26 protein-coding genes are annotated in these 24356 nt (G+C 37.7%); 25 read left to right on the forward strand and 1 reads right to left on the reverse strand.

All coding sequences use genetic code 11. The annotated features are described in order from the left end of the window. Positions 1-11 precede the first annotated feature (11 nt). The 21 genes from radC (at position 12) to ACOEN1_RS07995 (ending at position 17855) form a co-directional block, all read left to right on the forward strand. On the forward strand, positions 12-719 hold the full coding sequence (radC, locus tag ACOEN1_RS07895; RefSeq protein ID WP_422486251.1) for a RadC family protein: 708 nt from the start codon (positions 12-14) through the stop codon (positions 717-719). 15 nt (positions 720-734) lie between these two features. After that, entirely contained in the window at positions 735-1766 is a 1032-nt protein-coding gene (locus tag ACOEN1_RS07900) for a rod shape-determining protein (protein WP_422486253.1), read from the forward strand. A gap of 7 nt (positions 1767-1773) precedes the next feature. Further along, positions 1774-2610, forward strand: coding sequence for a rod shape-determining protein MreC (gene mreC / locus ACOEN1_RS07905; RefSeq protein WP_422486255.1), 837 nt, complete (start codon positions 1774-1776; stop codon positions 2608-2610). Between the two features lie 13 nt (positions 2611-2623). Next, positions 2624-3124 carry a rod shape-determining protein MreD gene (gene mreD / locus ACOEN1_RS07910; RefSeq protein WP_422486257.1) on the forward strand — a complete coding sequence of 167 codons (501 nt, stop codon included), beginning with the start codon at positions 2624-2626 and terminating at the stop codon, positions 3122-3124. A 7-nt stretch (positions 3125-3131) separates the two neighbouring features. After that, entirely contained in the window at positions 3132-6386 is a 3255-nt protein-coding gene (locus ACOEN1_RS07915) for a penicillin-binding transpeptidase domain-containing protein (protein WP_422486258.1), read from the forward strand. A gap of 82 nt (positions 6387-6468) precedes the next feature. Next, positions 6469-7116 (forward strand): septum site-determining protein MinC, encoded by a 648-nt coding sequence (gene minC / locus ACOEN1_RS07920; RefSeq protein ID WP_422486260.1) that lies wholly within the window; start codon positions 6469-6471, stop codon positions 7114-7116. 30 nt (positions 7117-7146) lie between these two features. Continuing rightward, positions 7147-7944 (forward strand): septum site-determining protein MinD, encoded by a 798-nt coding sequence (minD, locus tag ACOEN1_RS07925; RefSeq protein WP_422486329.1) that lies wholly within the window; start codon positions 7147-7149, stop codon positions 7942-7944. Between the two features lie 14 nt (positions 7945-7958). Then, positions 7959-8240 (forward strand): cell division topological specificity factor MinE, encoded by a 282-nt coding sequence (minE, locus tag ACOEN1_RS07930; protein ID WP_409228258.1) that lies wholly within the window; start codon positions 7959-7961, stop codon positions 8238-8240. 119 nt (positions 8241-8359) lie between these two features. Then, complete coding sequence (locus tag ACOEN1_RS07935) at positions 8360-10174, forward strand: TIGR03960 family B12-binding radical SAM protein (RefSeq protein ID WP_422486262.1); 1815 nt, start codon at positions 8360-8362, stop codon at positions 10172-10174. Continuing rightward, positions 10171-10872 carry a TIGR03936 family radical SAM-associated protein gene (locus ACOEN1_RS07940; protein WP_422486263.1) on the forward strand — a complete coding sequence of 234 codons (702 nt, stop codon included), beginning with the start codon at positions 10171-10173 and terminating at the stop codon, positions 10870-10872. Before ACOEN1_RS07935 ends, ACOEN1_RS07940 begins: the two co-directional genes overlap by 4 nt. An 11-nt stretch (positions 10873-10883) precedes the next feature. After that, entirely contained in the window at positions 10884-12119 is a 1236-nt protein-coding gene (locus ACOEN1_RS07945) for an Rne/Rng family ribonuclease (protein WP_422486265.1), read from the forward strand. A 108-nt stretch (positions 12120-12227) separates the two neighbouring features. Beyond that, on the forward strand, positions 12228-12539 hold the full coding sequence (gene rplU / locus ACOEN1_RS07950) for a 50S ribosomal protein L21 (protein WP_422486266.1): 312 nt from the start codon (positions 12228-12230) through the stop codon (positions 12537-12539). A gap of 2 nt (positions 12540-12541) precedes the next feature. After that, the gene (locus tag ACOEN1_RS07955; RefSeq protein WP_422486268.1) at positions 12542-12901 is read left to right on the forward strand and encodes a ribosomal-processing cysteine protease Prp; all 360 of its coding nucleotides are present in this window, start codon (positions 12542-12544) and stop codon (positions 12899-12901) included. After that, entirely contained in the window at positions 12894-13184 is a 291-nt protein-coding gene (gene rpmA / locus ACOEN1_RS07960) for a 50S ribosomal protein L27 (RefSeq protein ID WP_422486270.1), read from the forward strand. The genes ACOEN1_RS07955 and rpmA overlap by 8 nt, the downstream gene beginning before the upstream one ends. A gap of 230 nt (positions 13185-13414) precedes the next feature. Then, positions 13415-14686 (forward strand): GTPase ObgE, encoded by a 1272-nt coding sequence (gene obgE / locus ACOEN1_RS07965; RefSeq protein ID WP_422486272.1) that lies wholly within the window; start codon positions 13415-13417, stop codon positions 14684-14686. Further along, a complete protein-coding gene (yhbY, locus tag ACOEN1_RS07970) occupies positions 14664-14993 on the forward strand; it encodes a ribosome assembly RNA-binding protein YhbY (RefSeq protein ID WP_422486274.1) in 330 nt (109 codons plus the stop codon). The genes obgE and yhbY overlap by 23 nt, the downstream gene beginning before the upstream one ends. Positions 14994-15052: 59 nt before the next feature. Next, positions 15053-15658 (forward strand): nicotinate-nucleotide adenylyltransferase, encoded by a 606-nt coding sequence (gene nadD / locus ACOEN1_RS07975; RefSeq protein ID WP_422486276.1) that lies wholly within the window; start codon positions 15053-15055, stop codon positions 15656-15658. Position 15659: 1 nt separating this feature from the next. Next, the gene (gene yqeK / locus ACOEN1_RS07980) at positions 15660-16226 is read left to right on the forward strand and encodes a bis(5'-nucleosyl)-tetraphosphatase (symmetrical) YqeK (protein ID WP_422486278.1); all 567 of its coding nucleotides are present in this window, start codon (positions 15660-15662) and stop codon (positions 16224-16226) included. Between the two features lie 3 nt (positions 16227-16229). Beyond that, complete coding sequence (locus ACOEN1_RS07985) at positions 16230-17093, forward strand: LCP family protein (protein ID WP_422486280.1); 864 nt, start codon at positions 16230-16232, stop codon at positions 17091-17093. Between the two features lie 25 nt (positions 17094-17118). Further along, the gene (rsfS, locus tag ACOEN1_RS07990; protein ID WP_422486282.1) at positions 17119-17472 is read left to right on the forward strand and encodes a ribosome silencing factor; all 354 of its coding nucleotides are present in this window, start codon (positions 17119-17121) and stop codon (positions 17470-17472) included. Further along, the gene (locus ACOEN1_RS07995; RefSeq protein WP_422486283.1) at positions 17472-17855 is read left to right on the forward strand and encodes a Rid family detoxifying hydrolase; all 384 of its coding nucleotides are present in this window, start codon (positions 17472-17474) and stop codon (positions 17853-17855) included. The genes rsfS and ACOEN1_RS07995 overlap by 1 nt, the downstream gene beginning before the upstream one ends. Before the next feature lie 53 nt (positions 17856-17908). Here the strand turns inward: ACOEN1_RS07995 and ACOEN1_RS08000 are convergent, their stop codons facing one another. Continuing rightward, positions 17909-19195 carry a D-alanyl-D-alanine carboxypeptidase family protein gene (locus ACOEN1_RS08000; RefSeq protein WP_422486285.1) on the reverse strand — a complete coding sequence of 429 codons (1287 nt, stop codon included), beginning with the start codon at positions 19193-19195 and terminating at the stop codon, positions 17909-17911. A 160-nt stretch (positions 19196-19355) separates the two neighbouring features. On the opposite strand from ACOEN1_RS08000, the gene ACOEN1_RS08005 reads away from it, so the two are divergent. From ACOEN1_RS08005 to selB, 4 genes are read left to right on the forward strand one after another with little or no spacing between them, the layout of a single operon-like run. After that, positions 19356-19958 carry a helix-hairpin-helix domain-containing protein gene (locus tag ACOEN1_RS08005; protein WP_422486287.1) on the forward strand — a complete coding sequence of 201 codons (603 nt, stop codon included), beginning with the start codon at positions 19356-19358 and terminating at the stop codon, positions 19956-19958. Between the two features lie 15 nt (positions 19959-19973). Beyond that, positions 19974-21008: a selenide, water dikinase SelD gene (gene selD / locus ACOEN1_RS08010; protein WP_422486289.1), complete on the forward strand. Its 1035-nt coding sequence runs from the start codon at positions 19974-19976 to the stop codon at positions 21006-21008. Positions 21009-21046: 38 nt separating this feature from the next. Then, positions 21047-22444 carry an L-seryl-tRNA(Sec) selenium transferase gene (gene selA / locus ACOEN1_RS08015; RefSeq protein WP_422486291.1) on the forward strand — a complete coding sequence of 466 codons (1398 nt, stop codon included), beginning with the start codon at positions 21047-21049 and terminating at the stop codon, positions 22442-22444. Beyond that, positions 22444-24354 (forward strand): selenocysteine-specific translation elongation factor, encoded by a 1911-nt coding sequence (selB, locus tag ACOEN1_RS08020; RefSeq protein ID WP_422486293.1) that lies wholly within the window; start codon positions 22444-22446, stop codon positions 24352-24354. Before selA ends, selB begins: the two co-directional genes overlap by 1 nt. Positions 24355-24356: the final 2 nt, after the last annotated feature.

Genomic DNA, 24356 nt, shown 5'->3' on the forward strand with positions numbered 1-24356 from the left:
TGATATTTCTTATGGAGATGATCAAGACAGAGTATAGGGGTAATACAATAAAGGATCTTCCTTTAAGCGAAAGACCTCAGGAGAAACTATTGGCCATGGGACCAGGAGCGCTTTCAAATTCGGAGCTTCTGGCTGTTATTATCAGAACGGGTACAGGAAGTGAAACTGCTATTGAGGTATCTCGTAGAATGTTATCAATTGATAACAGAGGTATTGCTTTTCTTGGGGATGCTTCAATTGGAGACCTTACTGGTATTAAAGGTATCGGCGAATGCAAGGCAGCTCAAATAATGGCAGCAATTGAATTGGGAAAAAGAATGAAAAGATTGACTCCTTATGATAAAGTAAGGGTTACATCTCCTGATGTTGTAGCTAATTTGGTAATGGAAGATATGAAGCTGCTTCATAAGGAACATTTTAATATAGCTATACTTGATACAAAAAATCAGATTATAAGTATAGATAATATTTCAATCGGAACACTGAATGCTTCTATCGTACATCCCAGGGATGTATTTAATGTTGCTATCAAAAAAAATGCGAATTCGGTTATTCTGTTACATAATCACCCTAGTGGTGATGTTGTCCCAAGCAATGAGGATATCAACATAACAAAAAGACTTATTGAAGCGGGAAATATCATTGGCATAAAGGTCCTGGACCATATAATAATCGGCAATGATGTCTTTCTTAGTATGAAAGAGAAAAATTTAATGTAATTATGGAGGAGTAAAATGGTTTTATTTAAAGCACTAACAAAAGATATGGGAATAGATTTAGGTACAGCGAATACACTAGTCTATATAAAAGGCAAGGGAATAATATTAAGGGAGCCTTCAGTTGTAGCAATTGACAGAAATACAAAAAATGTACTTGCAGTAGGTGAAGATGCAAAGAAAATGATTGGTAGAACACCTGGGAATATTGTAGCCATAAGACCATTGAAGGATGGTGTTATTGCTGATTTTGATATTACACAGGAAATGTTAAAGTATTTCATTAAAAAGGCTACTCAAAAGAAATCATTGTTTCAACCTAGAGTAGTTGTATGTGTTCCAAGTGGTGTAACTGAGGTTGAGAAGAGAGCTGTTGAAGAAGCGACAATTCAAGCTGGAGCTAAGGAAGCTTACTTGATTGAGGAGCCTATGGCGGCAGCAATAGGTGCTGGCTTGCCTGTACACGAGGCAACAGGTAGCATGGTCGTAGATATTGGTGGTGGGACAACTGAAGTTGCAGTAATATCTCTTGGTGGTATTGTAACCAGCAAATCAATAAGAGTCGGTGGAGATGAATTGGATGTCCATATAGTAAATTACGTAAAAAAAGAATATAGTCTTATGATTGGTGAGAGAACTGCTGAAGAAGTTAAAATTAAAATTGGATCAGCTGTCAATGATCCGGAACTGGGATCAATGGAGATAAGAGGAAGAGACTTGGTAAGTGGTTTGCCGAAGACCTTGGAAATAGCATCCAAGGAGATATACGAAGCATTGAGAGAGCCTGTAAATAATATTATTGATTCCATCAAATCAACACTTGAGAAGACACCTCCCGAGCTTTCATCGGATGTAATGGAATACGGTATAATTCTTACTGGTGGAGGAGCTCTGCTAAATGGTTTGGATTTATTGATTACAAAAGAAACAGGGATTCCTGTAATTGTAGCAGAAAACCCTCTGGATTGTGTTGCCAATGGAACTGGAAAGGCATTGGACAGTATTGAAATTTTGAAGAGAACTTCCTCAAGAAATAATAGATTAAGGTAGTGATACCATGTATTTCTTAAGAAAATACAAGGAACGAATGATAGTGATATTTATCGCTATCATTCTGCTTATTGTAATTGGGCAAACAAGTAAAGAAAGGGTTACTATAACTGGGATTGAGAGATTCACTGGTAATCTGTTGTCACCATTGACAAATGGTGTAACTTTTGCAAGAGAAAAAGCAACCGGGTTTTTCTCTTCAATTGAAGATGTTTTTGATGCGAAGTCGGAAAATGAATTATTGAGAGATGAGATCAAAAAGTTGGAGTCGGAGAACTTGGATCTTATTAATATAATTGGAAAAACAGACTACCTTAGAAATGAACTGGAGCTTTCCAAATCTACAGAACTCAATCTTATAAAAGGGCAAGTAATAGGAAAAGAACCGGGAAACTGGTTTGACAGGTTCGTTATTGATATTGGAACTGATGATGGAATTGTCAAGGGTGCAACTGTTATTCAGGGGGTAGAGGTTGAACAGAACCTATATCAGGAAGGCATCATAGGTAAGGTTGTTGATGTCGGAGACAATTGGTCAAAAGTTACCTCATTAATCGATGAACTAAGCAGTGTGTCTTTTAAAGTAATCAGAACTCAAGATGGTGGCGTGCTCTCAGGAAGTGTCGACAGTGTGCTTGAGGGTTATCTTTTCGACTTTGAGGCTGATGTAATTGTTGGAGACAAACTATATACATCCGGTCTTGGAGGAGTTTACAAAAAGGACGTGTATATTGGGGAAGTTACAGAAATAAGTACAAGTCAGGAAGAACTGACAAAAACAATTGTAATAAAACCAGCTGTTGACTTCAAAAAGTTGTACAACGTATTTGTTATTGTAAATTGAATGAGGGATTTCATTGATTGTTTTACTGATTACCATGGCAATATTATTTAATACAATAATCCAAGCTACTCTGATACCATATATCGGAGTTTTTGGTGTTGTTCCAAACACTGCGATTGCATTAATCGTTCTTATTTCATTAAAAAAGGGAAGAGTGTGCGGTTCAATGTTTGGTCTATTGGCTGGCTTGTTGCAAGATGTGCTATTTTCAGTGACCATAGGAGTAAATGGATTTATATTGTTTTTCATAGGATATTTCACTGGATTTGCTCACAACACACTTACTAGGGAAAATGCAATAAACCCGTTTATATTTGCGGGATTGGGGACGATATTTTACAACTTTATGTATTCTCTGATTCAATTTTTTCTATCAAGAGACATAATTTTTGTCGAAGCAGTAAGGAAAACATTCTCAATGGAAATAGTGTACAATGGACTTATTGCAGTAATTCTATTTATGATTTTGCAAAGAATATTCATACAGCCAAATTTAAGATTTGGCAGGAGGTAGAAGCAGTATGAAGCTTAGAGAAAAACTATTCAACAGATACAGTTTAATGATATATTTTCTTGTTCTAATTGTCATAGTGCTTGTTTTCAGACTGGCTACCCTGACTATTGCCCAAGGTGATTACTATAGAGACTTATCCGATAATAAAAGAGTAAAAGAAGTTTATACCACAGCTCCCAGGGGAGAGATTCGTGACAGACACGGAAGACTTCTTGCAGGAAATGTACCTACATTTACTGTGCAATTATTAAAAGATGAGTTAAATCTTGGCGACAGGGAAGCAAGAAATGAAAATTTGCTGCAGCTGGTTAGACTTCTTGAAACAGATGGTGCAGAGTATGTAAATGATTATCCAGTTGAATTGGATTATTTTAAGTACAGCTCAATTGAATCCTATTTTATTAATGAGGTAGGACCAATGGATAAGGTTGTGGATTTACTGCTGAGCAATGGATTACTAGGTGAATTCATAACCATGGAATTTAGGAAACCCTATGATGAACATTTTGAGATTTCGATCTTTAAAAGGGCTCAGGATGTTCTCAGTGATAAGAATCCTGATGTATATTCCCTTGATGGAAGTATACCTGAAGATAGAACTAAGCTGCTGGAGATGCTTGATAACAACAGAGTGAACACCAGAAAAATAGTAGACCATCCTGTGGCAAGGTTGATTGCCTTTGAGTTGTTAAACAGGCACAATCTGCAGGAGGATGTCATTGTTGAGGACTTCGTATTGATCTATGACGAAGATTATCTACAGCAGAAGGTTTCTCTTATGTCTGATTATTCTTTTATTACTATGGAAACTACTGCTGAACAAGATTTTATTAATCTGTTTAGAGAAATATCTCTATACTCATTTCTAAGCAGGGTAATTGTAATTGACGAAGAAACAGAAGATTATCTTGTTCCAGGAGAGATACTACTGGAAGTTTTGAGGGATAATGGTGAGAACCCGCCAGTACAGATCAGAATGAATGATGAAGGAACGGAACTATTATATAGTTTTGTTGATACAACAGGAATTGAAGACCAGGATCCATTGGAATATTTGATTAATTATATCAAAGATAAGGAGATTCTGTCGGTGTTCATTAATGACGAAAGGATTCGTTACCAGGCACAGACTCACCTTATTAGCAGTGGAGTCAATCCTAGGATTTCTGTATCCGGAGAGTTTGAATACGTTCATATAAATAATCGAAACAACTGGTATGAAGCTAATAGAATTGAGATGGGAACTCCACTTGAAGAGGCATTTGAATCAGTCAAAGACAGCTACATTATAGATGAGGAAATATCGAATTATGAAGCAAGATCTCTTCTGGGATTGATCAATCAGCTTAGCATTCAAGGATATCTTGCATACCAGCCGATTAATATTGCATACGGGATCAAGGATGAAACCGTTGCAAAAATTGAAGAAAGACTGTCTGGAGTGCCAGGCATTGATGTATCAATTGAGCCGGTAAGAGTTTACCCTGAAGGTACGACTGCATCACATATTCTAGGTTACATTGGAAAGATAAGTCAAGCACCGGAAATAGAGAAGTATATAAGACAGGAAGGGTATTCACCTGGTACATTGATCGGCAAGACTGGAATTGAAGAAAGCTATGAATTGCAGCTAAACGGTGAAAGCGGCATTAGAAAAGTTGAAGTTGACGTTGTTGGAAACACAACAAATGTAATAGAAGAGATAAGCCCTGTTCCAGGAGATAATATTTACCTGACAATAGACCTGAAATTGCAGAAAACCGCAGAAGAGACCATGAAACATACTCTTGACGAGCTAAGCAAAGGTGGTACCTACACAAGTCAGTGGGGGGACTATCCTTTCGGCATCCACAGGCGTAAAGGCAGACCATATGTTAATGCAAACTCAGGTGCAGTAGTAGTATTGGATGTTAAAACAGGAGAAACCCTGGCCATGGTAAGTTACCCATCATTTGATCCAAACCTATTTTCAACTGGAATCAACAATACAGATTGGCTGAGTTTGTTTCCAGAGGATTCAGAAAACCCTCTTGCACCTAGACCTTTATACAACATAGCCACTCAAACGGCAGTGCAGCCAGGTTCAACATTCAAGATGGTTACAGGACTGACAGCTTTGGAAAAAGGCCTTAATCCTCTTCTTAAAATCAGGGACATGGGTTATGTTACCGTAGGCGACAAGAGATTTCATTGCCTGATTTATACCAATACAGGTGGTACACATGGTTATGAGAACTTTTATGAAGCACTGAGAGACTCTTGCAACTATTACTTCTATACTCTTGCAATGGGTAGAAATCAAAGAACAGGACAGGACATTGGAGTTAAGATAGAGATTGAGGATATAGTTGAAATGTCCAAGAAACTTGGACTAAATGACAAGACTGGAATAGAAATCAATATCCCGAGAGAAGTATCAGGAGGAGTACCAGATCCTCAAAGGAAAATAATAACTACAAAATATCTTTTAAAGCAAATGCTTCAAAGAAGCATCGAAAGCTATATCATGGAGGGCAAAGATTTTAGCGAAGAAGAAATTCTGGAAACAATAGAAGAAATAACCAGCTGGACTGAATTGGAAGAAATTTTATCAAGAGCAGAAGTGGTAAGAAGACTTTATGATATGGGAATTGAACCTGAAATGAGACTGTCTGGTGAAAGAGAAGGTTTGGCTGACAAGATTAAATACACATATCTAAATCAGGCAGGATGGAATATTTCGGATACTTTGAACGTAACTATTGGACAGGGTCAAAGTGCATATACACCAATTCAGATGGCAAACTACGTCGCTACAATAGCAAATGGAGGATATCTGAATAAAATCACACTAATTGAAAGCATAAGGAATTATAACAATGTATCAATTTTGTATGAACATGAAGCCCAGGGTGAATTGATAGAAATGAATGACTACGAGAATCTGGAACATGTAAAAAAAGGAATGGAGATGGTTGCAGATGATGGAACTGCAAGACGTGTGTTTCAGAATTTCCCAGTGCAGGTGGGTGTAAAGACTGGTACTGCCGAAAGAAGTGGAATAAATCCTTCTACCGGAGATACATTCGATGATTTTGCTTGGTTTGTAGGTTTTGCTCCTTATGATGAACCTGAAATAGCTGTTGCAGCTGTATTGTTCCAAGGAGGATCAGGAGGATATGCAGCTCCTATGGTAAGAGACATAATTGCGGAATACCTTGGGTTGAACGATACTCAACAGACAGACACTTTACCCATTGAAAATACTATCGCATTTGATTAAGGTAAAATAAAAACTTAAAACTATGGATTTTTATTGCGCAAACTAGTAGAATGAGAATAAGGCTTTTATTTGGAGGTAACACATGAGAAAAGACGTAGTTTCTATCAAGGGAGTTGCAAATGGCATTTATTTACATGTTGAAGGCAACGATATTGAGATTATTAAAAATGAGCTTAAAAGCAAGATGAAGACAGCTTCAAATTTTTTCGAGGGAAGTGATATCCTCGGAGTTAAAGGAGAGGAGCTATCAGAAGAGAATAGAATAGAAATCATGTTGCTGCTCAAATATAAATATGATTTTGCTATTCAGATTGAAAAAATCCCAGAAGAGATTACTTCCGTACAATCTGAAATAATAGTGATTGACAAGTCATCAGAACCAGAGGAAGTCCAGGAAGGGATGACCAAGTTTGTACATGGAACCCTAAGATCTGGTCAGGAAGTATCTTATAATGGTAATATTGTAGTAATAGGAGATGTAAATCCCGGTGCGCAGTTGAAGGCAAAGGGAAATATTGTAGTATTAGGATCACTTAGAGGTGTTGCTCAAGCAGGGATTGGCGGAAACAGATATGCTATAGTAGCCGCATATAGCCTTTTACCAACCCAGCTTAGAATAGCAGATTATATTGTAAGGCCGCCGGAGGATGATGTACAGTACAAATATCCCGAGATTGCAAGAGTAGTTAATGGAGCAGTTGTAATTGAGCCTTATTTGCCTAATAAATAAGAGGGAGGAACATAAATGGCTAAAGAAAAAATGGGAACAGCTATTGTTATAACATCCGGAAAAGGTGGTGTTGGAAAAACGACAACCAGTGCCAATATAGGAACGGGATTGGCAATACTAGGTTATTCTGTTGTAGTGTTGGATGCTGATATAGGATTGAGAAATCTTGATGTAGTAATGGGTCTTGAGAACAGAATAGTTTATGATATTGTAGATGTAGTAGAGAAGAATTGCAAGCTTAAGCAGGCGCTGATTAAAGATAAGAGGCATGACAAACTGTACTTATTGCCAGCTGCACAGACTAGGGATAAGACTGCAGTAAAACCTGAACAAATGGTGGAGTTGGTAAATGAACTTAAGAAGAGTCACGATTATGTAATCATTGATTCTCCAGCTGGAATCGAGCAGGGATTCCAGTATTCAATAGCAGGAGCAGACCGGGGAATTATTGTAACTACACCGGAAATTTCAGCTGTAAGAGATGCAGACAGGGTTATTGGAATTCTTGAAGCCAATGAACTTCACGATCCAGAGCTTATAATAAACAGAATCAGACCAGATATGGTTAAAAGAGGCGACATGATGACTATTGAAGACATTATCGATATTTTGGCCATTGACTTGATTGGAATAGTTCCTGACGATGAATCTATTGTAATTTCAACAAATAAAGGAGAGCCTGTTGTAATGGATGAAAAAGCCCTAGCAGGAAAGGCCTACAGAAACATAGTCAAGAGGATTACAGGTGAGGAAGTTGAGTTTATGAATCTTGAAGAGGATGCTGAAAGCAAGTTCAGTAAAGTTCTTAAACTAATATTTGGAAAGTAAAGGAGGCGAACGGTTTGGATTTTTTCAAAATGTTTACTAGAAAAAAAGAAAACAGCAAGAATGTAGCTAAAGAAAGACTTAAGTTGGTATTGGTTCATGATCGCTCCGACCTGTCTCCTAGATTTTTGGAAATGATTAAGGGTGATATTGTAAAAGTGATTTCCCAATATGCGGAAATAGATGAATCTGAAATTGAAATCAAGATGACTAAGATGAAGAAGGAAGGCAATAAATCTCCTGTATCTGCGCTTGTTGCCAATATTCCTATTGTCAATGTCAAAGACAAGAAGAAATAATTGCTCTAACCTTGGTTAGAGCTTTTTCATGCATATAGGGATTTCAGCTCCCAAAAAGTCAAGCAAACAATTGAAAGGTGAATGGAATGATAAATAAATACAAATTGGATAAAATTTTAATGAAGGTTGAAAAACCTTCAAGATATATTGGTATGGAGCAAAACATGGTGCAAAAGAATCCTGAAGAGATGGATGTACGTTTTGCATTTTCATTCCCTGATGTATATGAAGTGGGTATGTCACATCTGGGAATGCATATACTCTACAATCTGATCAATAATGAACCACAGTATTCATGTGAAAGGGTATTTGCTCCCTGGGTTGATATGGAAGAACAAATGAGGAAGGAATCGATTCCTCTGTTTACGCTGGAATCAAAAGAAGAAGTTAGGAATTTTGATTTTCTTGGATTCACGTTACAGTATGAAATGAGTTATACAAATATATTGAATATTTTGGACTTGTCAGAGATGCCTGTTCTTTCCAAGGATAGAAATGAGGATTTCCCATTGGTAATAGCTGGAGGCCCATGTGCGTATAATCCAGAGCCTTTGTGGGAGTTTATAGACCTATTCGTAATAGGAGAAGGTGAAGAGGTAACTCTTGAGCTTATGAGGGTCTACAACAAGCACAAGAAACATGGTTACAATAAAGCAAAATTCCTTGAGGAAGTTCAAGGGACAATGCAAGGGATATATGTGCCGTCACTTTATGATTTAACCTATAAGGAAGATGGAACAATAAATGAGAGATTTTCATTGCTTGAGAATATTCCGCAGGTTATTGACAAGAGAATTATCCGTGATCTGGATAGTATGTTTTCTCCTGAAAAAATGATAGTACCCTACATGGAAACTGTTCATGACAGAATTTCAATGGAGATTTTCAGGGGATGTACTCATGGTTGTAGATTCTGTCAGGCAGGTATGATCTATCGACCAATACGTGAAAAATCTGTTGACAGACTTATGGAACTTGCAGAAAAACTTGTAGATTCTACAGGGTACGAAAATATATCACTATCGTCTTTAAGTTCATGTGATTACTCACAGCTTCATCTATTGATATCTTCTCTGATGGATAAGTTCGAAGATAAAAAAGTTGGAGTATCATTGCCATCACTTAGACTTGATTCTGTTAGCATTGATATACTAAAAGAAATTGAGAAGGTAAGAAAATCTGGTCTTACATTCGCTCCAGAGGCAGGAAGCCAAAGGTTAAGAGATGTTATAAATAAAGGTGTTGATGAGGATGACCTTGTAAATGCTGTAGGGTATGCATTTAAGGAAGGTTGGTCCAGAATCAAGCTTTACTTCATGATTGGTTTGCCAACGGAAACAGATGAAGATGTTCTTGGGATAAAAGAACTGGCGTATCTTGTAAAGGATCTGTTTTTTAACAGACCACCAGAAGAGCGTAAAGGTAATTTCCAAGTTACTGCCAGTGCATCATGCTTTGTACCGAAACCTTTCACACCATTCCAATGGCATGGTCAGGACACAATCGAGGACTTTCAGTACAAGATTAATCTAGTAAAAAATGAGATTAGGGACAATAAAGTATCCTTTAATTACCATGATCCCAGAGTTAGCTTCATGGAGGCTATAGTGGCAAGAGGTGATCGAAAAATCAGCAAGCTGCTTCTTAGGGCATGGGAAAAAGGCTGCAGATTTGATGGATGGTCAGAGCACTTTAAGTATGATATCTGGCTGGAAGCAATGAATGAGCTTGAAATTGATGGAAGCTTTTATGCAAACCGAAACAGGGAATTTACAGAAAACCTGCCATGGGATTTTATTAATCCTGGACCAAGTAAAGAATATCTTATTAACGAGTATACAAAAGCAATCAAAGGAGAAACCACAAGAGACTGTAGACTAGGTTGTACCGGCTGCGGTATAGAAGATTGTGCCATGTGGGGGGTATTCAATTGATTTTAAGAACAAAATATATAAAAGTCGGATACCTTAAGTACTTATCCCATCTGGATATGGTACGACTTTTTACTAGAACGTTTTCAAAGGCTGGAATACCAATTAAATTTTCTGATGGGTATAATCCACATCCAAAGTTTTCAATCGGAAACCCTCTTCCCCTGGGAACTGAAAGCCTTGCGGAATATATGGATGTAGAGTTGACAGAATGGATTGAACCAGCAGATTTCGCGAAAAGGATTAATGAAGCACTTCCTGACGGTATAAAGATTACAAGCTGCTGGGAGACTGAAAAGGGTGCATCGTTGACCTCAATAATTGCCTGGTCACATTATGAAATCAGATTTGTGACAAAAAATTCGGATGAAGCGTCCAAATTTGAAGATAGCCTAGATCAATGGGATAAACTATCTGAAGTATTCATTACCAAGAAAAAAAAGAAGGGCAAGATCAAAGTGGATCGTCAAGTTGATATTATCCCACTTATTGGGAATATTATATATAAGGGTATTGATGAAGATGGATTCAATATTGTAAATGCACTTTTAAAGACAGGTGAGTCGGGAAACTTAAAACCAATAGAGCTAGTGGTGGCAATGGATAGAGAACTTCAGCTCGACATTGACCTTGACATGGTTTTGATTAAACGCCTGGATGTATTTGCTGATGAAAAAGGAGAAATCAAGGAACTTGCATAGGGGTGTATTGTATGAACACAATTTACATTGATTCAAGGGATGGGGTCAATAGAATATGCATTGTAGAGGATGACAGGCTAGTTGAGTATTACAAGGAAGATACTCAGCGACATAGACTTCTTGGTAATGTCTATAGGGGAAGAGTACAGAACATCCTGCAAGGGATGGAGGCAGCTTTTATAGATATAGGAGAAGATAAGAATGCATATCTGAATATAAAGGATGCACTTGATAGGGAAATGATGTATAAGAGAGAAAAAAGCACCATTGATGAAGTTTTGACCCAGGGAGAAGATATTATTGTCCAAGTTGTTAAAGAACCTTTAGGAAATAAAGGACCCAAGGTGACAACTCATCTTTCAATACCTGGGAGATATATGGTGCTTACTCCCTATTCCAGTAGAGTCAACATATCAAAAAAAATCAGGACACAGGAAGAAATTGATAGATTAAGAAGTCTTGGAAAAGAAATTCAAACAAAACAAATGGGTATGATATTCAGAACTGTTTCCCAGGGAGTTGAATCAGAACTACTCTCAGAGGAGTATTTGGAATTGGTGGATATCTTTGAAACCATCGAAGCTGAGAAGAATTATCTTCCAACACCCAAGCTTATTTATAGTGAACCGGTGCTGATACTTCAAATTCTACGGGATTATTTCGATGAAACCAAGACCAATGTAGTAACAAACAATAAGGAACTTCTGAAACGCCTAAAAACCACAAGCAAGCTTAAGGATTACAATCTTCAAGATAGACTTACTTATGACCCTAAGTACAATATGGATTACCACATGAATATTCAAATGGATATGAAGGAAGCTCTTTCAAGAAGAGTTCAGCTAAAAAGCGGTGGTTATATTGTCATTGATGAGACGGAAGCTCTCACAGTCGTTGATGTTAATACAGGGAAGTATGTAGGGCTAATAACTTTGGATGATACAATTGTAAGAACTAATATCGAAGCTGCTGTTGAAATCGCTAGACAGATTAGATTAAGAGATATTGGCGGAATAATAATCATTGATTTTATTGATATGAAAAGTAACGATAACATTGATATTGTACTTAAGAAGCTGGAGAAGGAATTCAGAAAGGACAAGAACAAACCATACGTAGTAGATATTACCAAGCTGAGTCTTGTGGAGGTTATAAGAAAGAGAAATAGACCTACACTAGACAAGAAAACTACATTAGTATGCCCAACATGTAATGGAAGAGGACGTATAAGGAAAAATGAAGCTTGACAATAACGGTTTATTTTGTTAAACTATCTTAGGTGTAGAGCCGCTCAATATGGGTTTTAAGCATAGTCACCTAATATTGGCGAGACTAGGTAAGAGGAGGTGCAGTAAATGTACGCAATTATTGAAACAGGTGGAAAGCAATACAAAGTTCAGGAAGGCGATGTAGTTTATATTGAAAAACTAAACGCTGAAACAGGCGACGCTGTTAATTTCGAGAAAGTTCTTCTAATGTCAACGGATTCAGGGTTAACTCCTGGAAAGCCATTCATAGAGGGAGCTAAAGTTGAAGGTACAGTTCTTGCTCAAGGTAAATCAAAGAAAATCGTAGTATTCAAGTATAAAGCTAAGAAGAACATCAGAAAGAAGCAAGGACATAGACAACCATTTACTAAGGTTCAAATTGACAAGATTGTAGGTTAATTATGATCATGGTAAAAATTGCAACTGACAGTGAGGGCAATATTACATCCTATGAAATGTCAGGGCATGCAGATTATGGACCACATGGTGAGGATATTGTTTGTGCTGCAGCATCGGTTTTGGGATACACGACCTTAAGAGCATTAGTAGAGGTAGCCGGTGTCAATGAAGCAAAACTTGACTACAAGGTTGATGACAATGCCGGTTATATGAAGGTAAAGTTGGAAACAGAACTGCAAAATGATAATTCATCTGACATTCAGGTTATTCTTAAAACCTACGATGTCGGAATCAGATCAATGATAGAAAGTTACCCTAAATATATAACTCTTGAATATGTAGGAGGTGGAAATCGTGTTTAAATTGAATTTACAATTATTTTCTTCTAAAAAAGGAGTAGGTAGTTCAAAAAACGGTAGAGACAGTGAGTCTAAGAGACTTGGTGTCAAAAGAGGAGATGGACAATTTGTATTGTCAGGAAATATCCTGGTAAGACAAAGAGGAACTAGAATCCATCCAGGTAACAACGTACAAATAGGTGGAGATGATACATTATTTGCCACAGTTGATGGTGTTGTTAAATATGAAAGAAAAGGTCGCGACAAGAAGCAGGTCAGCGTCTATCCTCGAGAAGAATTAGCGTAAATTTTAAGCTTACCGTCTGGTAAGCTTATATTTTTTGGGTGTGAGACCTTATGCTTCCATAGAAAGTGTTAAGAGCACTTTTTGGGGTAACAAATAACAGACGGCTAAAACGCTGATTTTATTATTCAGCGGAAAATGTCTCATCCAACCAAGTGAATCTTGGGTGGTTTTTGCCGAACAAATTAACAGGAATAATCTTGTTATAAATAATGTAAATGAGGATGATGGTTATGTTTATTGATGTTGCGAAAATATCCGTAAAAGCAGGAAAAGGTGGTAACGGAATAGTTGCATGGAGAAGAGAAAAGTATGAACCATCTGGTGGCCCCTACGGTGGAGATGGTGGTAAAGGTGGATCAATAGTACTCTATGCTGATGAAGGAATTAGAACCTTGATGGATTTTAGATATAAAAGATCATACGTAGGTGAAAATGGAGAAGATGGAAGATCCAAAAAGCAGTTTGGTAAAGATGGTTCAGATATATATCTAAAGGTACCTGTAGGAACTCTTGTAAAGGATGAGGAAACCGATAAGGTAATTGTTGACCTAAAAGAACCTGGTCAGGAATTTATTATTGCAAAAGGCGGAAAAGGTGGACGTGGAAATGCAAAATTTGCAACTTCAACCCGCCAGGCACCTGGCTTTGCAGAAGCCGGAACAAAAGGGAGCGAACGAAATATAATACTTGAGCTGAAACTTTTGGCAGATGTTGGCCTAATAGGATTTCCAAATGTTGGGAAATCAACTATTCTTTCGACTATGTCGGCAGCAAAGCCTAAAATTGCAAACTATCACTTCACTACACTCAAACCGAATCTTGGTGTTGTAAGAGTTGAAGAAGAGAAAAGTTTTGTAATAGCTGATATACCAGGCCTAATTGAAGGCGCTTCAGAGGGCGCCGGTCTAGGGCATGATTTTCTTAGACATATTGAGAGAACAAGAGTACTGGTACACGTTCTTGATGCATCCGGCAGTGAAGAAAGAAATCCCATTGAAGACTTCCAGAAAATAAACGATGAGTTATTTCAGTATAACGAGAAACTAAAGGATAAACCACAGATCATTGTAGCAAACAAGATGGATATACCTTCTTCCAAGGAATGGATTGGTAAGATAAAAGAAGAGTTTGTTCCAAAAGGGTACAATGTATTTGAGGTATCGGCAGCCACAAGGGATGGAATCCAGGAGTTGGTATACGCAATTTGGAATCTTCTGGAGAATACTGAGATTGTATATGATACCTATGACGAAGAGTTCATCGAAACCATCGCACCAAAGAGGGATGAGATAATCGTTAAAAAAGATGAGGAAAGATATGTAGTCGAAGGAGCCTTCATGGAGAGACTTCTTGAGTCAACATACATGGAAGATTCAGATTCTCTTAGATATTTCCAGGAGATGCTCAGAAAGAAGGGTGTTATAGACAGGTTGAAGGAACTTGGAATAACTGAAGGTGAGTCGGTATTTATTTGTGATAATGAATTTGAATTTTTTGAATAAAAGAGGAAGTGAAAAATTGTTAACAGGAAAGCAAAGAAGCCATTTAAAAAGCATAGCACATAATCTGGATCCTATTTTCCAATTGGGGAAAAATGGTTTGACGGAGAATTTTATCAAGCAGGTTGATGATGCACTCAATGCGCGAGAAATTATAAAGGTTAGTGTATTAAAAAATAGTGATCTTGATCCTACTGATGTAGCAGTAGAACTGGTTGAGAAGTTAAATGCAGAGTTCGTCCAAAGTATTGGAAGAAGATTTGTAATTTACAGAGAGTCAAAGGACAATAAGACAATCGTGCTTCCCTAGGGTTAAAGGACTTCAGAGTTATCTGAAGTCCTGTGTCATCTGGGAGAAGGAGGTAAACAATGGCTATAGGACTTATGGGTGGAACGTTCAATCCAATTCATATGGGTCATCTCTTGATAGGAGAATATATTCGGGAGGAATGGAAACTGAGTAAGGTCATCTACATACCATCAGGAAATCCTCCCCATAAAACTGGAGGAGAGGTCTTAGAGGCAAGCCATAGGGTGAAACTTGTCCAGTTGGCTATCGAGAATAATTCATTCTTTGAATTGAGTTTCATTGAATTAAACAGGGAGGGATTTTCCTTCACAATTGACACAATAAGACAGATGCATTTAGAATATCCATATGAGAAACTGTATTTTATAATAGGTACAGATACCCTGTTTGAGTTGGAAACATGGAAGAGCTTCCAGAAAATTGCCAATGAAATTGAGTTTATAATGTATGGGAGAGGAAGGCACTCCAAGAAGGACGTTGAAGAAAAACTTCAGAATCTTAGGGAAAAGCATGGATTTAGGATTCATAGAAGCAATGGACCTGAGATTGAGATTTCATCAACAAACATTAGAGATAGAATCAATAAGGGTCTATCAGTTAAATACATGATTCCAGACAGTCTAATAGAAGAGATTGAGAAGGAATCTTTATACAAAGGGGAATAGAATGGACAGGATAATTGAAGTTTTAAGGGACAGAATCGGAGAAAAAAGATTGGAACATACCCTAAGCGTGGTTGAGGAATCCTTAATCCTCGCAAAAAAACATAAGGCACCTGAAGAGAAGGTTAAGATAGCTGCACTACTGCATGATTTTGCAAAGAATATTACATTGGAAGAATCAATTGAGCTGGTAAATAAGTATAATCTAGAGCTTGATGATATAACAAAGACCAGTACAGAACTAATCCATGGTCCACTTGGAGCAAGAATGGTTAGAGACTATTTCAATATTGGCGACCAGGAGATACTAAATGCAATTACATATCATACAACTGGTAAGGAGAATATGACAACAGTTGAAAAGATAGTATTTCTTGCTGATTTTATTGAGCCAGCAAGAAATTTTGATGGCATTGAGCTTATAAGAGAAAGAGCACTGGAGAATCTGGATGAAGCCATACTTATGGCACTTGACAGTACAATTTCATATCTCATTAATAAAAGAAGCATTATTCACGTAAATACAGTTAATGCAAGAAACTATTTGCTAAAAAATGGTATTGGAGAGTAGAAAATGAAAAAACGTAAGAATAGAAGTGTTTTTTTTAGAGTGTTTTTAATTTCCCTTCTGATATTTCTTTCTTTGCTGTTTCTTGCTGGTAGCTTTATGGGTTCTCAGGAGAATCATATTAGATTTTTATTGATAGGGATAGACTCAAAGGATTACCGTGAAGTATCAAGTGTAAGGTCTGACACTATTATGCTTGTAGATATGAACACTTCTTCAGGAGAGATTAATATCTTATCTATTCCGAGGGATACTAGAACACCAATTGAAGGTAGAAATAATCCGGAAAAAATAAATCATTCCTTTGCATATGGAGGACCGGAATTGACAATGAAGACAGTAAGAAATCTTCTTGGTATAGAAATTGATCAGTACGTCCTGGCAGACTATGGACTTGTAAGAAATTATGTTGACCTTATTGGTGGGGTAGATATTTATGTTCCAATGGATATGCAATACTCAGATCCTGTAGCAGATCCACCTCTCCATATTGATTTGGTGGAAGGAGAGCAGACTCTGGATGGAGACAAGGCACTCCAGTATCTTAGATTCAGAAAAGGTTATAAGGATGCCGATTTGGGAAGAGTAAAGGCACAACAGGAATTTATGAAAAACCTTATAAAGCAAAGCATAAGGCCTGTTAATCTTTTTAAAATTCCAGGTATGGTGAGTATCTACAAGGACAACATGGAAACAAATGTACCAGGCAGTAACATGATGTTATATGGATTGCAGAGTGTAAAATTTGATTTGGACAGTATAAACGGTACAACTTTACCGGGTAGTGCTAAAATGATGGAAGGATTATCTTACTTTGTTCATAATCAGGAAGAAACTGATATACTATTAAGAGAGTTAAATATTAAATAATTAATCAAAGGGGGTTTATTCTACAATGACAGAAATTCAAAAGAAACTGGAAATAATCAAGAATGCTATTGATGACAAAAAAGGTTTTGACATTGAGGCTTTGGAAGTAGGTAAGATGACAACAATAGCTGACTATTTTGTGATAGCAAGCGGAAACTCATCTAATCAAGTTTCTTCAATCGCTGATGAGGTTGAAGATAAAATGGAAGAAGCAGGATTTATGACACTTACCACCAAGGAAGGCTACGGGAGTGCCAGATGGATTATTTTGGATTATGAAGATGTTATAGTACATTTGTTCCACAGAGAGGAAAGAGAGTATTACAATCTTGAGAGATTGTGGGCAGAATATGAGAAAATGTCAAAGGAGGAAAAGTAATGAACATCCAGAAAATAGCTACAGAAAAAGCACCAGCAGCAGTAGGTCCCTATTCACAGGGAATGAAAGCTGGAGATTTTGTCTACACATCAGGCCAGCTGCCAATTGACCCTGCAACAGGACAATTGGTGCAAGAAGATATTCAGGCGGCAACAAGAGTTGCATTGAATAATGTGAAGGCAGTACTTGAAGAAGGTGGGGCTTCATTGGAGACAGTTGTTAAGGTAACGGTATTTGTAAAGGACATGAATAACTTTGGAGCAATAAACGAAGTATATGCAGAGTATTTTACAGATCACAAGCCTGCGAGAAGTCTGGTTGAAGTTGCAAGACTTCCCAAGGATGGAGTTATAGAAATAGAGGCAGTTGCAATAGCCAAATAGTAGATAGTAATGCCAGGACAAAGATCAGTTCAAAGTGTCCTGGCATTTTTTTATCATTTTGGTGTGTATGGCATTCTGTACATTGCTTGTCTGCTGTTTTTAGAGGATCTTCTTCGTTTCTTCTTTTTCTGAAGTATGTAAACTCTCATAAAGAAGTAAGCTCCGAATACGAATAGATACCATTTGCTTACAAACTTTCCAGGAAAGACTGTAAGTGGATCTACTTTTACATCAGCCGTTGAAATAAGATTTCCGCCTCCAATTACCTTTCCATCTACCAGATAATCAACTTGACCAAGTATCTGACCTTTATCAATAGGTGCACTAAGGTTTTCAGAAATAATCACCTTCTGCTCAATCATATTTGCATTGACTTCAGATACTGGATAGATGATATCCCTGTCCAATACTCCTGCGACATAAGGAGATTCTCCATCAATAATTGAAATATTATCAATAAACTCATTGGTATTTGCAATAAACATATTTTTATAGTTTTCGAAACCAAAGTCAAGCAACTTTTGACTGTCTGAATAGACCATATTACCGTCCGCCTTCAAGACAACTGCAATAAGCCTTTGATCATCTCTTTCAGCGTAAGATACCAGGCAATTCATTGCCTGGGAAGTATACCCTGTCTTCAAACCCGATGCATCCTCGTAGCGTGCGGGTACAAGAGTCCCATCCTTGTCGATAAGCTCATTGCTGAAAAGAAGCTTGTTGGTTATTTTAAAATATCTTGTTTCTGTTTTTATGTTTGTTGGAGGTATTTCATATGTAACCTTATGTACGATGTTTCTTATTGTTTCGCTTTCCATAGCATATCGGCCGATCAGTGCCAAATCATAAGCTGTCGAAATATGTCTGTCGTCGTGAAGTCCGTTTGGATTGACAAAATTGGAATCAAGTGCTCCCAGTTCACTTGCCTTTTGGTTCATCATTGCTACAAAGCTTTCAATTGAACCACCTACATGCTTTGCTATTGCAAGAGCTGCATCATTTGCTGAAGGCAAAAGCAGAGCATGGAGCAACTGTTCCATAGTCAGTACTTCACCTGGTTCAAGAGCTATATGACTTCCCTTTGTAAGACTGACTACCTCCTGGTCAACCGTGACCAGCTCGTTGAGGGAGGAATTCTCCACCGCCAGGATTGCAGTTAGCATCTTGGTTGTACTTGCTGGGTAAAGCTTTAGGTGGGGATTCTTCTGAAAGAGTATTTCTCCTGTATCATAATCAATAAGAATGGCACTTTCTCCGTTTATATTAAGTGTTTCCGCAAAAACTCCTGTTCCTGGAATAAACATCATAATCAAACAAATCAAAATAATTATTTTTTTCAATCAAACCACCTCGCATAAATTTTGCAGTACTTGCTGACTATATAATTATACCAGATAAAGTACAATAATTTAAGCATAAGAAATACAAAAAAAGAAGGAATTTCATATAATAAGTCGAATATAGTATTATACTAAACAATTTAACGGAGGTAATTGACACATGGAATTCTTTACAAAAAAGGAACAAATAGCTATACTTAGTGTAGTCGTCCTAATCTTGGGTATTATTGGGGGCAAGGTTTTATTTAAGGAGAAAGAGCCTGAGACGAGTGATATTGGAATTGTTCAGGATAAGTCTATTCTGGAGGTTTCAGATCAGGCAGAAGAGTTAAAACCAGCTTTGATCATGGTTCATGTCAGTGGACAGGTATATCATCCAGGTATCTATGAACTTATACTAGGGGATAGAGTGGTTGATGTCGTAGATTTGGCAGGTGGTTTGACCAAACAGGCTGATTTGGATAGAATAAACTTAGCGAAAAAACTCAATGATGAGGACAAGATATACATACCATCCGTAGATGAAATTTTGACAGTGGAGGCAGACATAATACAATCAAGCAGTGGTTCAGGGCTGTTGAATATTAACAGCTGTTCGCAGCAGGAACTTGAAAGTCTTCCTGGGATTGGTGAAGTCATTGCAAATAGGGTGGTAGAATACAGAAATACTAGCAGATTTCAGAAACCTGAGGATATAATGAATGTATCAGGCATAGGTGATTCAAAATATGAACAAATCAAGGATCTGATAACTGTAAAATAGTTAGGAGGAAATGAAATGGAAGATAGATTGACGCAGCTTACAAAAAGCTCCGGCTGAGCGGCAAAAATCGGACCGGATGTCCTGGCACAGGTTCTGTGTCATTTACCAAAACCAAATGATAAGAATCTTCTGGTGGGTATAGAATCATCAGATGATGCAGCAGTATATAAAATAAACGACGAATTGGCAATTATCCAGACGCTGGATTTTTTCACTCCAATTGTTGACGACCCATATACATTTGGTCAAATAGCAGCAGCAAATTCTCTTAGTGATGTCTATGCAATGGGTGGTGATCCTAAATTAGCTTTAAATATTGTGTGTTTTCCAGATTGTCTATCACCGGATGTTCTTACGGAGATTATGAGGGGAGGGCATGATAAGGTTTTGGAATCAGGGGCAATACTTGTTGGGGGACACAGTGTATCAGACGATGAGCCCAAGTATGGATTGTCAGTTACAGGCTTTGTACATCCTGATAAAGTCCAGGCAAATAATACTGCCAGACCTGGAGATGTACTTGTATTAACCAAGCCACTTGGGATTGGAATAATTACAACTGCCATCAAGGGAGATCTTGCAGATAAAAGTGCTTATGATAAAGCTGTCATTTCAATGTCTGCACTCAATGTATACGGGAAGAATGCAATGGAAAAAACTGAAAATATTCATTCAGCAACAGATGTAACAGGTTTCGGATTGCTTGGTCATAGCCTTGAGATGGCTGAGGGCAGTGATGTAACGATTAAAATATTTAGCAAGGAAGTACCTTATATACAAGAAGCAAGAGAATACTCGCAAATGGGTCTGATTCCTGAAGGCGCATACAATAACAAGAGATTTATCGGAGACAAGGTGCAAATAGACGAATCAGTGCCAGAGTTTCTACGGGACATACTCTATGACCCACAGACTTCAGGTGGTCTTTTGATATCTGTAGCGAAGGGAAATGCAGAAGAGCTTCTTAATGAACTCTCAGGATCCCCGGTGGAATGTGCAATTGTTGGTGAGGTATTTTCCAAGCAGGAAAAACAATTGATAGTTGAATAAAGGACTGGTGTAGAATGAGCGATATTAATTTATATAAAATGATACCAAAAGTGGATGAGCTTCTTGATAATGAGCTGGTTAAAGAGATGGATACGCAGATTCCACGTAAGATAATTGTGGATTCAATACGTCAAAAAACTGAAGAGGTAAGAGGAGCAATAAAAAATGGCGAGAGCATCGATTATATTAAAGATATGATTGAGAGACTGCCTAATGATATAGAGAGTTATGCGAAGCAGAAGAATTCATATAAGTTGAGGCCTGTTGTAAATGCAACAGGTGTAGTTATCCATACAAATCTTGGGAGATCTCCTATCAACCCTGAAATACTGGATCATTTAAAAGATGTTGCAAAAGGTTACTCAAATCTTGAATACGACTTGGATAAGGGAAGCAGAGGTTCCCGTTATTCTCACCTGGAAGAAGTGGTTGCTGAAATCACAGGTGCAGAATCAGCAATGGTAGTTAATAATAATGCAGCAGCTGTTTTATTGGTTCTCAGCACCATAGCCAAAGGAAAAGAAGTAATAGTATCTAGAGGAGAATTAATCGAAATCGGAGGGGCTTTCAGAGTGCCAGATGTTATGGAACAAAGCGGAGCCACTCTTGTTGAGGTAGGTACTACAAACAAAACACACAAAAGAGATTATGAATCGGCAATAACTGAAAATACTGGAGCGATTATGAAGGTCCATACTTCTAATTACAGGATAATGGGATTCACATCTGCAGTAGAAGCGTCAGAACTTAAGGAGATTTCAGAGGGACATGGTATACCATTGATAGAGGATTTGGGAAGTGGTGTACTGATTGATCTATCAAAATATGGCATTACCTATGAACCTACGGTCAGAGACAGTTTAGACAGTGGAGTCGATGTGGTAACATTCAGTGGAGACAAGTTGTTGGGTGGTCCACAGGCTGGGGTAATTGTGGGTAAAAAAGAATATATTGATCAAATGAAGAAAAATCCACTAACAAGGGCATTTAGAGTGGATAAATTCACTATTTCAGCGCTTGAAGCTACATTCAGGTATTATCTTGATGAGGATATGGTTGTTTCCAGGATTCCAACTTTAAGGATGTTGACTTATCCCATGGAAGTTCTACGAAATAAGGCTGATAAACTGCTGAAAATGATGGAGCAGGAAGATTTTCATAAAATGGTCAATTTATCGATACAGGACGACTATTCCGAGGTGGGAGGAGGCTCTTTGCCAATGGAAAAGCTGCCAACAAAGTGTGTTGTGGTTGACCTTGGTGAAAAGAGTACTGCAAAATTTGAAAAACTGTTAAGGACTAATACTATACCTGTAATAGCTAGAATATATAAAGATAAAATATATTTTGATTTAAGAACCATTGAGGATTCTGAAATGGACATTATAACAAAAGCTGTTATATCAGCTATGGATGGACTAGAGGAGTGTGACTGATGAAACATTTGATTATTGGTACGGCAGGTCACATCGACCACGGAAAGACAACTCTTATCAAGGCACTGACTGGTAGAGAAACAGACAGACTAAAGGAGGAAAAAGATAGAGGAATATCCATCGAACTTGGATTTACCTATTTTGATCTTCCGAACGGTCAGAGAGCTGGAATCATTGATGTGCCTGGTCATGAAAAATTCATAAGGAATATGCTAGCAGGCGTTGTAGGCATTGACATTGTAATGCTTGTAGTTGCTGCTGATGAAGGGATTATGCCACAAACTGCTGAGCATCTTGCCATACTTGATATGGCTGGTGTCAAGAAGGGGTTTGTAGTAATAACAAAGGCTGATATGGTTGAAGAAGAATGGATTGAGCTTGTTAAAGAAGAAGTTCAGGAAGCAGTGGCAGGAACCTTTCTGGAAGGAAGCGAGATAATCCCGGTATCATCTACTAAAATGACTGGAATTGACGATGCCATAAAGGTGATTCAGGACATGTCTGGGGAGCTGGAAGACAGGAATATAAATGATATGCCAAGGTTGCCAATTGATAGAGTCTTTACCATATCCGGATTCGGAACAGTTGTTACCGGAACACTATTGGCAGGAAAGTTTTCTGTTGGTGATGAAGTTGAATTATATCCAACAAGGATCAAGTCCAGGATAAGATCAATCCAGGTCCATGACCAGGATGCAAAAGAAGCTTTCGGAGGTCAGAGGGTGGCCATTAATCTTGCCGGTGTAAAGAAGGATGAAATAGAAAGAGGAAATATAGTAGCTCCATTGAATGCCATGACAAACACAATGATGATAGATGTTAAAGTAAAGCTATTAAAGAGCCTTGATAGAGGTATTGATAACCGAACTCGCCTAAAACTATATTTGGGTACTGAAGAAATCTTATGTCGAATTGTCCTATTGGACAAGGAGGTTCTGGAGCCCGGTGATGAAGCTTATGCACAGCTGAGACTTGAGTCAGAGACCGTTGCCAAAAGAGGGGATAGATTTATTCTTAGATTCTATTCACCTATGTTCACAATAGGCGGAGGTGAGATTCTCGAGCCCAATCCAGAAAAGAGAAAGAGATTTGATGATGAAGATATTGAAGAACTAAGAATCAAGGATGAAGGAAACTTTGGAGATATTGTGGAACATATCATTCTGGATAAGGCAAAACTTTACCTTTCAGTCAAGGAGCTGGCTAGAGATACTTCGATGCTTGAGGAGAGTATTATTGATGAGATTAGAAATCTCAAGGAACAGGGAAGGATTTCAATATATGAGTTGAGCAAAGATATATATCCAATACACATAAATCATATCAAGTATCTTGTTGAATCAATGGATAAGGTGCTGAAGGTATTTCATAGTAAGTATCCATTAAGAACTGGAGCTTCAAAGGAAGAGATGAGAAGTAGATTCCTTCAGAAGGCAAAGCCTAAACTTGCTGAAAGCATTATTGATGACTTGATTGACAGAGGACATTTCAAACAGGATAAGAATCTCATATCACTTCAAGACTTTAAGCCTGTATATACCAAGGAGCAGTTGAAGATAAAAGAGGAAATACTGGGTATCTTTAAGAAGGAAGCATACATGCCTCCCAAGAAAGAGGATTTACTAAAGTCTGATTTGGGTAAAAGTGAAGAGATAGAGGAAATAATAATGGATATGCTGGGCAGACAGGAAATTTTGAAATTGAACGATGAATTGTTTCTATTGCCTGAAGACCTTGATAAGGCGAGAATTGAACTAGTTAACTTCATCGAAAAAAATGGAGGAATTTCTGTCGCTGAGTATAGGGATTTGCTAAATACTAATAGAAAGAATGCAATAGGTATGCTTGAGTATTTCGATCAGATTAAAGTTACAAAAAGAGATGGCGAAAAGAGGATACTGGTAAATTGACA

Source organism: Gudongella sp. DL1XJH-153, from assembly GCF_049310905.1.
Taxonomy (GTDB): domain Bacteria; phylum Bacillota; class Clostridia; order Tissierellales; family Tissierellaceae; genus Gudongella.